This window comes from Hansschlegelia plantiphila (assembly GCF_027922265.1).
Lineage (GTDB): Bacteria > Pseudomonadota > Alphaproteobacteria > Rhizobiales > Methylopilaceae > Methylopila > Methylopila plantiphila.
Genome location: NZ_BSFI01000023.1, coordinates 208,629 through 223,238 on the forward strand (window position 1 = coordinate 208,629; position 14,610 = coordinate 223,238).

The 14,610-nt window shown below is 71.0% G+C and carries 10 protein-coding genes; 5 read left to right on the forward strand and 5 right to left on the reverse strand.

Annotation, left to right across the window (positions count from 1 at the left end; translation table 11 throughout):
- Positions 1-58 precede the first annotated feature (58 nt).
- The 3 genes from PKE75_RS17475 to PKE75_RS17485 all read right to left on the reverse strand — a co-directional run bounded on the left by PKE75_RS17475 (position 59) and on the right by PKE75_RS17485 (position 4,355).
- Complete coding sequence (locus PKE75_RS17475) at positions 59-1,093, reverse strand: CobW family GTP-binding protein (protein ID WP_271170030.1); 1,035 nt, start codon at positions 1,091-1,093, stop codon at positions 59-61.
- Between the two features lie 22 nt (positions 1,094-1,115).
- Entirely contained in the window at positions 1,116-2,441 is a 1,326-nt protein-coding gene (locus PKE75_RS17480; RefSeq protein ID WP_271170031.1) for a D-alanyl-D-alanine carboxypeptidase family protein, read from the reverse strand.
- Positions 2,442-2,546: 105 nt separating this feature from the next.
- Positions 2,547-4,355: a glucan ABC transporter ATP-binding protein/ permease gene (locus tag PKE75_RS17485; RefSeq protein ID WP_271170032.1), complete on the reverse strand. Its 1,809-nt coding sequence runs from the start codon at positions 4,353-4,355 to the stop codon at positions 2,547-2,549.
- A gap of 234 nt (positions 4,356-4,589) precedes the next feature.
- Between PKE75_RS17485 and PKE75_RS17490 the strand changes: the two genes are divergently transcribed.
- From PKE75_RS17490 to PKE75_RS17510, 5 genes are all read left to right on the forward strand, one after another.
- The gene (locus PKE75_RS17490) at positions 4,590-8,081 is read left to right on the forward strand and encodes a hypothetical protein (protein WP_271170033.1); all 3,492 of its coding nucleotides are present in this window, start codon (positions 4,590-4,592) and stop codon (positions 8,079-8,081) included.
- 83 nt (positions 8,082-8,164) lie between these two features.
- Complete coding sequence (locus PKE75_RS17495) at positions 8,165-9,085, forward strand: sulfite exporter TauE/SafE family protein (protein ID WP_271170034.1); 921 nt, start codon at positions 8,165-8,167, stop codon at positions 9,083-9,085.
- On the forward strand, positions 9,082-9,807 hold the full coding sequence (locus PKE75_RS17500) for a TIGR02186 family protein (RefSeq protein WP_271170035.1): 726 nt from the start codon (positions 9,082-9,084) through the stop codon (positions 9,805-9,807). Before PKE75_RS17495 ends, PKE75_RS17500 begins: the two co-directional genes overlap by 4 nt.
- A 13-nt stretch (positions 9,808-9,820) precedes the next feature.
- A complete protein-coding gene (locus PKE75_RS17505; RefSeq protein ID WP_271170036.1) occupies positions 9,821-10,303 on the forward strand; it encodes a DUF3429 domain-containing protein in 483 nt (160 codons plus the stop codon).
- 87 nt (positions 10,304-10,390) lie between these two features.
- Positions 10,391-11,089, forward strand: a complete 699-nt coding sequence (locus tag PKE75_RS17510) for a hypothetical protein (RefSeq protein WP_271170037.1) — start codon at positions 10,391-10,393, stop codon at positions 11,087-11,089.
- 9 nt (positions 11,090-11,098) lie between these two features.
- On the opposite strand, the gene pdeM is transcribed toward PKE75_RS17510, so the two are convergent.
- Both pdeM and PKE75_RS17520 read right to left on the reverse strand, forming a co-directional pair.
- Positions 11,099-11,812 carry a ligase-associated DNA damage response endonuclease PdeM gene (gene pdeM, locus PKE75_RS17515; RefSeq protein WP_271170038.1) on the reverse strand — a complete coding sequence of 238 codons (714 nt, stop codon included), beginning with the start codon at positions 11,810-11,812 and terminating at the stop codon, positions 11,099-11,101.
- Positions 11,813-11,943: 131 nt separating this feature from the next.
- Positions 11,944-14,580, reverse strand: a complete 2,637-nt coding sequence (locus tag PKE75_RS17520) for a ligase-associated DNA damage response DEXH box helicase (RefSeq protein ID WP_271170039.1) — start codon at positions 14,578-14,580, stop codon at positions 11,944-11,946.
- Positions 14,581-14,610 lie beyond the last annotated feature (30 nt).

A 14,610-nucleotide genomic window follows, 5' to 3' on the forward strand; every position in this document is an offset into this window, starting at 1 on the left:
GACTGAAACAACCCGCGCGACCGCGCGATGTCCAGAGCCATTTACCCCTGCGTGACCGCTATCCCATCAGGCCGCCGCCACGAGGCGTGAGCGGGCTTTCGAGCAATGCGGCGCGGTCCGGCTGGTCCGGCGCGACTCGCCCGGCGAAGGCGGCGTAGAGGCCCGCCAGCAGTTCGGTCGGCAGCCCCTCGCCGATCGCGATGAGCCGTGTTCGGCGATCGTCATCGGGCCAGCGATCCAGAAAGCGCGGTTCTGCGAACACGTGACGCACGCCCTGGACCACGAGCGGACGGTCGGGTTCCTCGACGATCTTCACGAGTCCCTTCAGCCTCAGCAGCTTCGGGGCGTGCGCCGAGCGCAGCAGCTCGACGAACAGGTCATATGAGGCGCGCGTCAGGGGAGCCTCGCTCGTGAGCATCACCGTCCGTATGGCGCCATGACCCTCGACGAGCGGCTCAAATTCTGCACGCGCGACAACCGAGGGCGCGAGAAGCGCAGCGATGTCGAGCGTTCGCACATCCTGGACGATCGCTGCAGGTGCTAGGCGTCGGAGGAGCGTTTCCGTAAGGAGACGCTGTTCAGGAGTCGCGAGGTCCGTCTTCGAGAGCACGATATGGTCGGCCATCGCCGCCTGTCGCGCCGCTTCCGGGTGCGCCGCGATCGTCTCAGGACCCGTAACGGCGTCGATCACAGTGACGACGCTCTCCAGCCGATAGCGCATCGCGAGGTAGCGGTGCAGGGTGAGCGTCTGGAGGATCGGCGCGGGATCGGCGAGTCCGCTCGTCTCGAGCACCAGTCTTTGGAACGGCGGAACACGCCCGTTATCGCGCGCGCGCAGCAGGTCTTCGAGGGTCGTGATCAAGTCGCCGCGGAGCGAACAGCAGAGACAGCCGCCGGCGAGTGCGACGACGCCCTCGGCCACGTGTTCGACGAGGAGGTGATCGACGCCGATCTCGCCGGCCTCGTTGACGACAACCGCGGCCTCGGCGAGCGCAGGGTCGCGCAGCAACCGGTTCAGCAGCGTGGTCTTTCCTGCGCCGAGGAACCCGGTGAGCAGGGTGAAGGGAATCGGCTCGGGCTGTCTCAAGGTCATGGCGAGCGCGACGCGCCGAGCGTCAGAACGCGGACTTGCCGTCAGCCGGCGTCGCACTGCGGTAGATCGAGCCAGGCACAGGTTGCGCGCCGTTCGCCGCCGAGGCGTCGGCCGAAGGCTTCAGGTCAATTTTGACGCGGCCGGTCTTTCCCGTCTTTTCGGCGGTCTTCGCGCCCTTCGACTTGGCTGTCGCGCTCTTGGAAGCCTTCAGCGATCGCACCTTCGCGGAGCCGGGCCTCACTGTCTGGCCTGCGATCGCCGGCGCCGTGCCCGGCGTCGGCGCGAATGCGGGCGCGTCCTCGTCGACTCCGCTCGGCTGGGCCGCGACCTTTGGTTCGCCCGGCGCCGCAGTCGCATAGACCTGCAGCGGAGACACGACCGTCTTCGCCATCAGGCGATCGCGCCACGGGTGCTGATCCGGCGAGAGCTTCGCGCGCGCGATCCGGGCCTTGACGGCCGCCTTGCCGCACATCTGCTCGCGAAGGTCGGTGGTGAACGCGGCGGTGACGTTGGGCAACGCGCCGAGCGTCGTCCGCGCGGAGGTCGCCTGGAAGCCGCGTTCGAAAGCGTCGATTGCGGTTTCGGAACGTCTTATGGGGGTTTCGGCGCCGAGGACGACCGTCACGAGCTGCCGCTGGCCTCGCGTCGCGCTCGCGACCACGTTGAAGCCGGCGGAGCAGGTGTAGCCGGTCTTCATGCCATCGGCCTCCGGATAGCGGCCGAGCAGCCCGTTGTGGTTGCGCAAGATGCGGTTGCCGATCTCGATCGCGTCGATCCTGAACAGCTGCGCATATTCCGGGTACGTTCTGAGCAGCGTGACCGCGAGCACCGCCATGTCGCGGGCGGTGGTGCGCTGGAGATCCGGGCCGGGCTTCACCGGAAGGCCGTTCGGGTTGACGAAGTTGGTGTTCGTCATGCCGATCTGGCGCGCCGTGCGGTTCATCTCGACGACGAAGGCCTCCGCGCTGCCGGATACGCCTTCCGCAAGCAGGAAAGCGATGTCGTTCGCAGACTGAACCATCAGCATCTTGAGCGCGTCGTCTATCGTGACGGTCTGGCCGACCTGGAAGCCCATCTTGCTCGGAGGCTCGGCCTGCGCGCGGGCGCTGTAGGTGAGCGCCGTCTGCGGCGTCACTTGCCCGCTCTTGATCGCGTTCAGCACGACGAGCGTCGTCATCAGCTTGGTCAACGAGGCGGGATACCAGGGAACCGTGGCCTCGTTCGCCTCGATCACCCCTCCCGTCTTCACGTCCACCACGATCAGGGGATTGGCCATCGCTCCGGTGGCGGCGGTCAGGGCGAGAGAAAGGAGCGACGCCACGAAAAAGCGGCGGATCGGCATCGACATCAGCTGACTGAACCCGTGCTTGATGGCGGCGTGGCGACGTTGCGGAGCGGTTTGGGGCCGCTGCGGACGTGTTCGATCCTTACTCTCTGGAGACCCAAATGCCAATCACCGGCTCTCGAGCACGGCGGCGGCCCCGCGGGCCGGGCCGCCGTGCGTCGTCAGCGCCTGCGCGGCGACGAGACGGGCGAACGCGCCCCCCGCCGCCGTGAGGCCGGCGAACGTTCCCCGCTCCACGATGCGGCCGCCCTCGAACACAAGAACGAGGTCCGCGCTCCGGACGGTGGCGAGCCTGTGCGCGATGACGAGCGTGGTGCGGCCGCGGCGCGCCGCGTCGAGCGCCGCCTGCACCCGCGTCTCCGTGCCGGCGTCGAGCGCGCTGGTCGCCTCGTCGAGCACCAGGATCGGCGGGTCCTTCAGCAGCGCCCGGGCGATGGCCAGCCGCTGGCGCTCGCCGCCGGAAAGCGATGCGCCCCGCTCGCCGAGCGGCGTGTCGAAGCCCTCCGGCAGACGGCGGATCACATCCATCACCTGCGCCTGCTCGCAGGCCGCCGCCATGTCGGCCTCGCTTGCGTCGGGCCTTCCGACGCGCAGGTTGTCGGCGATCGTGCGCGCGAACAGCATAGGCTCCTGGAACACGACGCCGACGTTCCGGCGCAGTCCGTCGAGCGTCATGTCGCGGATGTCCATACCGTCGAGCAGGACCCGCCCCGTCTGCGGATCGAAGGCGCGGTGGAGCAGCGCGAGGCAGGTCGACTTGCCCGAGCCGGTCGCGCCGACGAGCGCGACGGTCTCGCCGGGCTGCGCCTCGAAAGCGACGTCGGTCAGCGTGGATCTGCCCGGTTCGTAGGAGAACGAGACGTGGTCGAAGGTCACGCGGCCCTGCACACGGCCGGGATCGCGCGCGTCCGGGAGGTCCGCGACGTCGGGCGAGGCGTCCAGCAGGTCGAGCAGGTCGCCGAGCTTCGGAGCGTTCAGCAGCAGCATGTTGACGAGCGAGACGGCCTCGCCGAGCCGGCCGATGACCAGCGTCGCGAGCGCCGCGAAGGTCACGATGTCGCCGACGCTCGCGAGCCCCTGCGCGTTCAGCGCCGCGCCCGCCAGCACGACGCCGAGCACCGTCAGCGTGCCGGCGGCGGGCGTCGCGGCTGCGGCGTAGGCCCAGAGCGACAGCACCGGCATCTGGACGTCGAGCAGGCGCTGCATGACCGCCGAGAGGCCAGCCATCTCCGCTTTGACGCGGGCGAAGCTCTGGACGACGGCGACCTGGCCGACAGCGTCTGCGGCGCGCTGGGCGAGGTCGGAGTGGAAGCTCTCGATGTCTTCCTGTTCGGTCTGGGTCTTCCGGAGCAGGACGGTGATCGCGAGGCCGAAAATCACCACCAGCCCGATCAGGATGAGACCGAGCGGAACGTTCAGCGCGAGGCTCGCCGGAAGCAGGGCGACGAGCCCGACGAGCGTCGCGCAGCCTGATCGGAAGAAGGTGAGCAGCACGTCGGCGAGCGCGTTCGAGCCGACGGTCAAGGTCTTGACGATGCGGCCCGAATGGGTGCGGCGGTGGAAGCTGAGCGGCAGCGAGAGCGCATGGCCGAAGGCGTCCGTCATCACCGCGAGCCTGCGGCGATGCGACATCCTGTCGGCGTGAAGGCCGACGAGAACGCGGCCCGCGATCGCCGCGAGCGCCAGCGCGGCCCAGAGGGCCGCGATCGCAAGGACGCCGTCGCGGCTGTGGGTCAGGCGGTCGATGATGCGGCCGAACAGCACCGGTTCGGCGAAGGCGGCGACCGCCAGTCCCACGTTTCCGATCGCGAGCCAGGCGGCGAGGGGTCTTTCGGGACCGAGGAGGCCGATGGTCCGGCGGTAGGTTGCGAGGGGTCCGCGCGCGGGCGCACGTCTGCGGTCAGGCGTCAGCGTCATTCGGAGAGCCGTATGATCGGAGGAGTTTCAGACAGGTCAGCCCGGTTGGTTCGGGCTGCGACGATGAGGTAACGACGGGGTAACTTTCGCTAAGATTGCGTTATCCGCGTTAATGCACGTTAACGGCTTGTTTACCCTAAACATCAAAAGTGACTGGAGGCGAAGCAGCGCCTTCAAGGATCTTTTAAGCCCTCGCCACCTCAAGGCGTCGGCGCTCGGGATGGGTCAATGAGCGTGAGCGATCCCAGGGGCCGCAAGGACTATCACAGCCCGCAGGACGGCGGCGAGGATCGTCCCCTGGCTTCTCTTTCGGAGCGGCTCGCCGCATCGCGGAAAGCCGGCGATCCCGCGCCAGCGGAGCTCGAGCGTCTGGTGAGCATGCTGGCGGAACGCGGCGGCGACGCCGACGACGGGCTGGCCCGCGCGCTTCAGGGGCTCGCCCGCTGGGCGGAGAGCGCCAGGACGCCGCAGGCGCCGGCCGAGGAGCCGGCCGCGCCGGTCATGGACGTCGCCCCCGCGACTCGCGACGACGCGCCGCCCGAGGTCGAGGCCCGGCTTACCGCATTCGCAAGGACGCTGACCGAGCAGCCGCGCCCGGCTCCTGCATCGGCGCCGCTCGGAACCCCCGACTCTCTGGCCACCACCGCGGAGAAACCCCCGATCGCCTCGCTCCGCGCGGCTCTCGCCGAGATCGCCGCGCGTCAGAAGGCGCTCGACGCCGAGGACGCGAAAACCGAGGTCCTCCGCGCTTGGACGCCCGCGCCGAAGGAGCGGAGCCCGAGCATCGAGCCGGCTGCGCCCGCCATGCTCGACCCGGCCATTCTCAAGGGCCTCAAGGCCGAGATCGATCGGCTCGGCCAAGCGATCGGCGACCTGCCGACCCGCGCCGAGATCGACGGCCTCATCCATGAAATGTCGGCTCTGTCGCGTCGTCTCGGCGAAAGCGCGCCGGCCGGCATCGACTCCGACTCGTTGCGGGCGATCGACTCGCTCGTCGGCGAGGTCGACCGCATGCGGGGCGACGCCGCGACCCCGCAGACGATCGTAGGGCTCTCGGACGAATTGAACGCGATATCCGAACGCCTCGACGCGCTCGGGCCCCGCAACGCCAAGGCGGTCGAGGCGCTCGCAGGCCGCATCGACGAGATCCGCAAGGAGCTGGACCGGTTCCCGCGCATCGAGGCGGTTGACGGGCTCGCCGCCGAGATCCAGTCGGTCGTCGCCCGGCTCGACGCTCACGAGCACGCGGCGACCCCGGCGCGCGCGGCGGTGGAGAACCTCACCGGCAAGGTCGACGTGCTCGACGGCAAGATCGACGCGATCGCCGCGGCGGCGCGCGTCCAGGGCGACGAACTCCAGCGTGCGAACGACGCGATCCGCGGCGAGCTCGACGGTCTGCCGAGCGCGATGACGATGGCCGACCTCAGCCGCCAGATCGAGGCCCTGACCGAAGGCCTGAAGGCGCGTCCGCCGCTGCAGCCCGCCGCAGCGCTGAAGGAGCTCGCGGGCAAGGTCGATGCCATCGATGGCAAGATCGCCGCGATCTCGCTGGCGCCGGAGAAGATCGACGCGCTTGGCCGCCAGCTCGAGACGCTGACCGCTGGCGTCGCCTCGCAGGCGCGCCCGGCCTCGGCCGAGATCGTCGAGGCTTTCGCGGGCAAGATCGACGGCCTCGGCGAGCGTATGGACGACATCGCCGCGGCGACCCGCGCCCGCGGCGCGTCGTTCGACCGGGTCGAGGAGGCCGTCCGTTCGATCGCCGAGGAATTGCTCGCTGGCCGCGCCGCTGGCGCAACGTTCGGGACGCCGGCCGAGATCGAGGCGCAGGTCAACCGTCTGGTCGAAGGGCTCGATCGCCATGATGGGCGGCTCGACGACCTCAACGCCGCCTTCGCAGGGCTCGCCTCCCGCATCGAACAGAGCTGCGCCAATCTCGGGATCGACGCCGCGCAGACGGCGGCGAGCGCCGCCCGCGAAGCGTCCGCCGCCGCGTCCGCGAATGGAACGGCGAGCGAGGTCGCGCAGGCGCTCGCAGAATTGCGCAACGCCTCCGCCCAGTCCGAGCGCCGCGCCGCCGATGCGCTCGACGCGGTCCGCCTGACGCTCGAGCGGCTGCTGGAGCGGGTCGAATCCGGTGCGCCCGCAGCGCCGCTGCGCCTCGAGCCGGAGGAGCGTCCCTTCGCGGCCGCCCCGTCCGACGAGCGGCCCGGCCCGGCGCCTGCGCCCGCGATCGACAACGTCGAAGCGGCCCGCGCCGCCGCGCGCCGCGCGAGCGCCGAAATCGCCGCCGGCGAACTCGCGCGGACGGCCTCCCGGCGGGAGCGGACCGAGCCTGACGCTCCGGCGTTCCAGCCGATCGCCGATCTCGCGCCCGACTTCCCGCTGGAGCCCGGCAGCGCCCCCCAGGTCCGGCCGGACTCCGCCGGCCAGTCATCCGCCGCCCAGACTGTCGCCGCTCTGGTCGCGGCCGCCCGCCGGGCGCAGAGCCAGTCCGTCGCCGAGGAGGCTCTCGACGACGCGCGGATGCTGACGGCCGCCTCCGGCGAATCGTCGCCCTCCCGCTTCGCCGGACTGTTCACGGCTCTCAAGGCGCGCAAGCGTCCGCTGCTCATCGGCGTCGCCGCCACCCTCATCGTGCTCGCGGCCCTCTATGCCGCAAGCGGCATGACGGGCGGCGAAGAGGAAATCGCCCCCGCGCCGGCGAGCGAGGCTCCGACCTCCGCGGCTCCGACCTCCGAGGCCCCGGCAGCCGCCGCGACGCCGGACCAGGCGCCGGCGCAGGGTTCCACATCGGAAGCCCCGGCTGAGCCCGCGGCGCCGCCGGCCGAGCCGGAGACCCCGGCTGCTCCGCCGTCGGCCTCCGACAAACGCTCAGACGCCGCCGAGCCCGCCTCGAGGCCGGTCGCCGAACTGACGGCGCCGCGCGCCAGGCAGACCGACCTCACCGACTTCGCGTTCGGGAAGGCCGCCGGCTATTCGCAGGCGAAAGTTGACTGGAGGAACGCCGAGCCGCTCGTCACCGGGTCTCTGGGGACGCCGAACTCCCAGGGCCTGCCGGATGCGATCGGCGGTTCGACCCTGCGCTTCCGCGCGATCTCGGGCGACCCGGCCGCGCAGCTCGAGGTCGCCGACCGGCTGCTGGCCGGCCGCAACGTTCCGGCGAACCCGGCCGCGGCCGCCGTCTGGCTGGAGAAGGCCGCGGCGCAGGGCCTCGCGCCCGCTCAGCACCGGCTCGGCAGCCTCTACGAGAAGGGCTCAGGCGTGTCGCGGGACATCCTGACCGCGCGCCGCTGGTACGAGCGGGCGGCCGCCTCCGGCAACGTCCGCGCCATGCACAATCTCGGCGTCATCCAGGCCGAGGGCGGCCTCGGCAAGCCCGACTTCACCGCCGCCGCTACCTGGTTCCGGATGGCGGCCGAGCGCGGGCTGGTCGACAGCGAATACAATCTCGCGGTGCTGTGCGCGCGCGGCCTCGGCGGCAAGCGCGATCTGGTCGACGCCTACAAGTGGTTCGCTCTCGCAGCCGCCCAGGGCGATCAGGACGCGGGCGTGAAGCGCGACGAGGTGGCGAAGGCTCTGGGCGACAATCTCGCGATCGCGAAGGCGGCGGTCGAGTCGTTCCGACCGCGATCCGTTGACTCAGCGGCGAACGAAGCGCCGATTCCGCCGGGCGGCTGGGATCATGTGGCTGCGACATCGGGCGCGGGCGGCGCCGTGACGCGCTGACGCCGCGCGTCACGCGGTAGAAGACATGCTCCCGCGCGGCGCGCTCCTCCCGGGCGCGCCGGCCTGACGGGCGTTCCCGCGCAATGCAGACTTATCTTCCGATCGCCGAAATCCCTGTCGACGTCCTGCTGGTGTTCGGCATGGCGCTCGCCGTCGGCTTCGTCTCGGGAATGTTCGGGATCGGCGGCGGGTTCCTGATGACCCCGCTGCTGATCTTCATCGGCATCCCGACGGCGGTCGCCGTCGCCTCCGAGGCGCCGCAGATCGCGGCCTCCGCCTTCACCGGCGTGCTCGCCTACCACAGACGCCAGGCGATCGATTTCAGGCTCGGCCTCGTGCTGCTCGGGGGCGGCGTCGTCGGCGCTGGGCTCGGCGTCTGGTTTTTCAACGTGATGCGTGCGGCGGGCCAGCTCGATGCGATCATCGCGGTGTCCTACGTCGTCGTGCTCGGCGCGATCGGCGGCCTGATGCTGGTCGAGTCGGTCCGCTCGCTGATGCGCGGCGAGGCGAGCCCCCCGCCGCGGCGGGCGGGCCGGCGCTCGATGATCGCCGGCCTGCCGCTCAAGATGCGGTTCCGACGCTCGATGATCCATGTGAGCGTCCTGCCGCTGATCGCGCTTGGGGCCGGCATCGGCTTCATCGGCGCGGTGCTCGGGATCGGCGGCGGCTTCCTGCTCGTTCCGGCGCTGGTCTATGTCTTCCGAGTGCCGACGGCGGTCGTGGTCGGCACCTCGCTGTTCCAGATCCTGGTCACCATGCTGGCGGCGACCCTGCTGCACGCGATCACCAACGCCTCCGTCGACATCGTGCTGGCCGCCCTGCTGATGCTCGGCGGCTCGATCGGCGCGCAGTTCGGCGTCCGGGTCGGGCAGAAGATGCGCGGCGTGCAACTCCGGCTGTTGCTCGCGCTCCTGCTGCTCGCCGTCGGCGTCAGGTTCCTCGCCGACCTCACGGTGCGGCCGGCCGATCCGTTTTCGGTGGTCGTGAAGGATCCGAGCCGGTGAGGGCGTGGGGGCTGGTTGCGGCGGCCTGCCTGACGGCGTCCTCCGCCCGGTCCGAGGACCTGGTGCTCGCGCTCTCCGCGCAGGAGATCACGATCGCCTCCAACTTCGCGGGCGGCGATCTCACGGTCTTCGGCATCGTGAAGAACGCTCCGGCGGGGGGCGGCCCCTATGACCTGATCATCACCACGACGGGGCCGGCCGAGACGCTCGCCGTGCGCGAGAAGGCGAGAGTGGCGGGGCTGTGGATCACCCGGTCCACCACCGACTTTCCGTATGCCCCGACCTTTCTCAGCGTGCTCTCGACGCGGCCGCCAGAGGAGAGCGGCGCCGGCGCCCCGCCGCCGTCCGAGAGAAGCGGCCTGCTCGGCCATGTGCCGGGCGGGGTGAGCGCGGCCGCCGCCGCCCTCATCCGCATCCAGGAGCGGCGCGGGCTGTGGCTGCAGGACGACCGCGGCGTCGCGTTCCTCGACCCGTCGCTGTTCCGCGCGACCGTGCGGCTGCCGCCCAACGTGCCGATCGGCGCCTTCGAGGTCGAGGCGCGGCTGTACTCCGGCGGGTCGGTCGTCGCCCGCTCGACGGTCTCGTTCCGGGTGGCGAAGGCGGGCTTCGAGGCCGGCGTCGCAGATGTCGCCGAAAGGTTACGGTTGGGCTACGGCCTCGCCGTCGCGGCGCTCGCCCTCCTGTTCGGCTGGGCCGCGTCTGCTATGTTCCGCCGCGACTGAGGGCGTGAACGCCATGACGCTGATCGCATCCGAGCCGGCGGGAGAGGACCATGACATACCGGAACTCCCGCTCGCGCTCGGGCTGCTGGGGCTCGCGCCCTTCATCGTCCTGTCGCTCTGCGTCGCGCTCGGCGCCTCGGGCGTGGCCGGGCTCTCGCCCGCTGCGGCGCTGCTCGGCTACGCTGCGGTGATCCTGTCTTTCCTCGGCGGGGTGCATTGGGGCCTTGCCCTGAGGCACCCGGCCAAGGATATCCGGACGGGGCTCTACCTCGCCGCCATGGCGCCGCCGCTCTGGGCGTGGGCGGGGCTGCTGGCCGGCGGAGCGGCGGGGCTCGGCATGGCGGCGGCGGGCCTCGCGGCTCACGGCGTCGTCGACGGGGCCTATGCGACGCGGTTCGCCGCGCCGCGCTGGTATCGGCGTTTCAGGCTGCTGCTTGCGACGCTCGCCATGATCTCGACGACGGCGGCAGCGGTCGTTGTTGCGTATGCGGCCTGACGCCGCGGAGTTTGAAGGACGCGTGCTGAGATGATAGGTGTGTTTCGGGGGCTCGGCGCTTCGGCGCCGTCGGGGGCTAAGCGATCCTTGCAGGTCAATTTCGGGCGTCTTGTCACCCTGTGCGCCGCAGCAGGACTGCTGATCGGCGTGTCGTCGGCGAGGGCCGCGGACATACCGATGTCGGGTCCCGAGACGTCGGTGGTCGCGCCCGAGGCCGTTGACGGCTTCCGCTGGAGGCCCTGGACCGAACCCTGCGAGCTCACCTGCCACGTCACCGTCTATGGCGGCGGCTACATCGCGACGTCGATGTCGAGCATCTTCACCAAGGGCAAGATCTTCACCCCCTGGGACTGGCGCACCAAGGATTCCGGTTTCATCGGCGGCGCGGTGTCGCGCGAGATCGCGAGCTACAGGGATCTGTGGGGCGTAGAGACCGAGTTCGGCGTCGGCAAGCGGTTCGGCGATCTCAAGGCGGGCGAGACCTGGGGCGCGCTGTACTTCCGCTGGAAGTCCTTTCCGTGGAACGACTATCTGAGGACCACCGTCGCGGTTTCGACCGGGTTGAACTACGCGACCCGGATCGACCAGGTCGAGCGCGACAAGGCGAGCCACACCTCGCACGTCCTGCATTACCTCTCGCCGGAGATCACCTTCGGCCTGCCCGACAACCCGCACTGGGACGTCATCCTGCGCTTCCACCACCGCTCCGGCGGCAAGCTCGCCGTGTTCAACAAGAACAGCGGCGGCGCGCAGTACCAGACGATCGGCCTGCGCTACACGTGGTGAGGCGCCCGCTCAGTCGGGCCTGAGGCCGAAGCCGGGGATGGCGTAGACGCCGGTCTCCCCCAGCATCCACGCCATGAACGCATCGGCGGCGAACAGGCCGCCGAACGCCTGGTCGCGCACGTTGAGCCCGCCGGCGTAGGCCCCGAAAGCCGGCAGCACGATGCGCGCGCCGTCGGTCGCGAAACAGCGGCGGCGCACGCCGCGGCCGCGCAGCGCCAGTCTCGCGACGGGGTGCAGATGGCCCGCGAGTTCTCCGGGCCTCGCGCCGGCCTGCGGCTCGTGGCGGAGCGTGAGCGGTCCGAGCGTCATCTCGCTGAGCGCCGCGCCGCCGCAGCGCGCGGGCGGCTCCGGATCGTGGTTCCCGGCGATCCAGATCCAGTCCCGGCCGCGCTGAAGGGCGGCCAGCGCCGCGCGATCGGCCTCGCCGAGCCGCGACGGCCCGCCGCCGTCGTGAAAACTGTCGCCGAGCGCGATCACGGCCTTCGGCCGGTAAGTCTCGACCAGACGCGCCAGCCGGCCGAGCGTGGTCGCCGTGTCGTAAGGCGGCAGAAACTGCCCACGGCGGGCGAAGGACGAGCCCTTCTCGAGATGCAGGTCCGCGACGATCAGCGCGCCCGAGCGCGGCTCGTAGAGCGCGCCCGCGACGTCGACCGTCAGCGCGACGCCGGCGACGCGGAGCGTGGGCTCGATCTGGTCCTCGGCGGGAAGGGCGGAGAGACTCATCGCTCGGAACATAGCAGGAACCGGAATCGGCGGTCCATGCCCGAGCGCCTTTTCAGAAACAAAGCTCGTCGTCCTCCGGCGCGACCGGGGCCGTCTTCGGTCGTTCCTGTATCGTGAAACGGGCCGCCTGGTCACCTCTCCCCGCCGGGGCTAGGTCGGGAGCGGAGCGAGCGGGTGAGGGGGCTCTTAGGCTTCAGATTTCGCCGGTCCGTCGTTCGAAGCAGAGGGGTCGGAACTGGCGCCGCCTCGGTCCTCGGCGTCTGTCCAATCGGCCCCATCGCCTCCTCGACCAGCGTCTCCGCGGCTTCCCGGAGCAGCGCGTCCTGCGCCTCGCCGTAGACCTGCTCGCGGCCGACGTCGAGGAGGATGGGGACGGCCAGCGGCGAGATGCGCTCCAGCGGGCGATGCACGATGTGCGCCTTGGCGCGGGCTAGGAACTCGGCGACGCGCTCCAGGTCGATCAGCCCGCGCGAGGCGTCGGCGCGGGCGGCGCGGAGCAGCAGGTGGTCCGGCTCGTGCCGGCGCAGCACGTCGTAGACGAGGTCGGTCGACATCGTGACCTGCCGGCTGGTCTTTTCCTTGCCCGGAAAGCGCCGCTCGATCAGCCCGGCGATGATCGCGCAGTTGCGGAAGGTGCGCTTCATCAGCGCGCTCTCCGCCATCCAGGCCTCGAGGTCGTCGCCCAGCATGTCCTGGTCGAACAGGTCGTCGAGCGACAGGCGACCGTCGGCGATCATCTCGCCCATGTCGCCCAGCCCCCAGACCGCGAGCGCATAGTCGGTCGCGACGAAACCGAGCGGCTGCGCCCGCGCCCGCTCCAGCCGCCGGGTCAGCAGCATGCCGAGCGTCTGGTGCGCGAGCCTGCCCTCGAAGGGATAGGCGATGAGGAAATGCCGGCCGCCGCGCGGGAAGGTCTCGACCAGCAGCTGGTCGGGCCGCGGGATCTCCGAACGCTCCTGCTGGAAGCCAAGCCATTCGCGCACCTGCCTCGGCAGAGCGCTCCAGCGCAAGGGATCGGCGATGGCCTCGCGCACGCGGGCGGCGATCCCGGTGGTGAGCGGCATCTTGCCCCCGGCGTAGACCGCGACCTTCGGCGTCTCGGACGCCGCGCGGGTGACGAACACCTCGTTCTCGACCAGCGCGACGTAGCGCAGCACCTCGCCGCCGAACATGAAGGTGTCGCCCGGCGTCATGGTCTCGACGAAATACTCCTCGACCTGGCCGACCACGCGCCCGCCCGCCATGCGCCCCACCGGCCCCTTGGAGCGTGCGAACCGCACCTTCAGCATCGTGGCCTCCACGATGGTGCCGACGTTGAGCCGCCAGCTCTGCGCGATCATGGGGTTGGAGACCCGCCAGAGCCCGTCCTTGGTCTGGCGGATCTTGGCGAAGCGCTCGTAGCCGCGCAGCGCATAGCCGCCGGTCGCGACGAAGCGCACCACCTCGGCGAAGGTTTTCCTGTCGAGCTCGGCGTAGGGCGCGGCCGAGACCACCTCACCGTAGAGCGCGTCCTCGTCGAACGGCGCGCCGCAGGCGACGCCGAGCACGTGCTGCGCCAGCACGTCGAGACTGCCGGGCTTCGCGGCCTCCGCATCCTGCTCGCCTGCGAGCGCCGCCTCGCGCGCGGCCTCGCACTCGATGACCTCGAAGCGGTTGGCCGGCACCAGCAGCGCCTTGGACGGCTCGTCAAGCCGGTGGTTGGCGCGCCCCGTTCGCTGCAGCAGGCGCGACGAGCCCTTCGGCGAGCCCATCTGCACGACGAGGTCGACGTCGCCCCAGTCGATCCCGAGGTCGAGCGTCGAGGTGCAGACGACGGCCCGCAGCCGGCCTTCGCCCATCGCCGCCTCGACCTTGCGCCGCTGGTTCACGTCGAGCGAGCCGTGGTGCAGAGCGATCGGCAGATTGTCTTCGTTGATCCGCCACAGCTCCTGGAAGGCGATCTCGGCGAAGGCGCGGGTGTTGCAAAACACCAGCGTGGTGCGGTGGCGCTTGATCGCCTCGTAGACGGCCGGCGCCGCATGCGCCGCGGAATGGCCGGCCCAGGGCAGCCGCTCGTCGGTTTCGTGGATCGCGATGTCCGGCGCCGCGCCGCCGTGGACCTCGACGAGGTCGGCGAGGTCCTGCCCGCGGCGCGGGTCGACCAGCCAGCGGCGCAACTCGTCCGGCGTCTTGACGGTGGCCGAGAGGCCGACGGTCGTGAGCGACGGCGCCATCGCCCGGACGCGCGCGAGCGCGAGCGCGAGCTGGTCGCCGCGCTTGGTGGGGCTCAGCGCATGGAGCTCGTCCACCACGACGCGCTTCACGGTCTCGAACAGCCGGCCTGCGCCCGGATCGCCGATCAGCAGCGCCATCTGCTCGGGGGTGGTCAGCAGGATGTCCGGCGGCTGGCGCTTCTGCCGCTGGCGGCGGCTGGCGGGAGTGTCGCCGGTGCGGCCTTCGACGCGGACGTCGAGGCCCATCTCGGAGACCGGACGTTCGAGGTTTCGCGCGATGTCGACGGCGAGCGCCTTCAGCGGCGAGACGTAGAGCGTGTGGATCCCGGCGCTCTCGCCGCGCGGCGCCTCCGCGAGCTCCACCAGCGTCGGCAGGAACCCTGCGAGCGTCTTGCCGGCGCCGGTCGGCGCGATCAGCAGCGCGTCGCGGCCGGCGCTGGCATGGGCCAGCAGCTCGAGCTGATGCGTCCGCGGGCTCCAGCCGCGCGAGGCGAACCAGCGCGTGAAGCGGTCGGGCAGGACGGGGACGGCTTCGGCGCGGCGGGCTGTGGACACAGGCGAGAGATAAGCGCGCCGGGGCGCTGG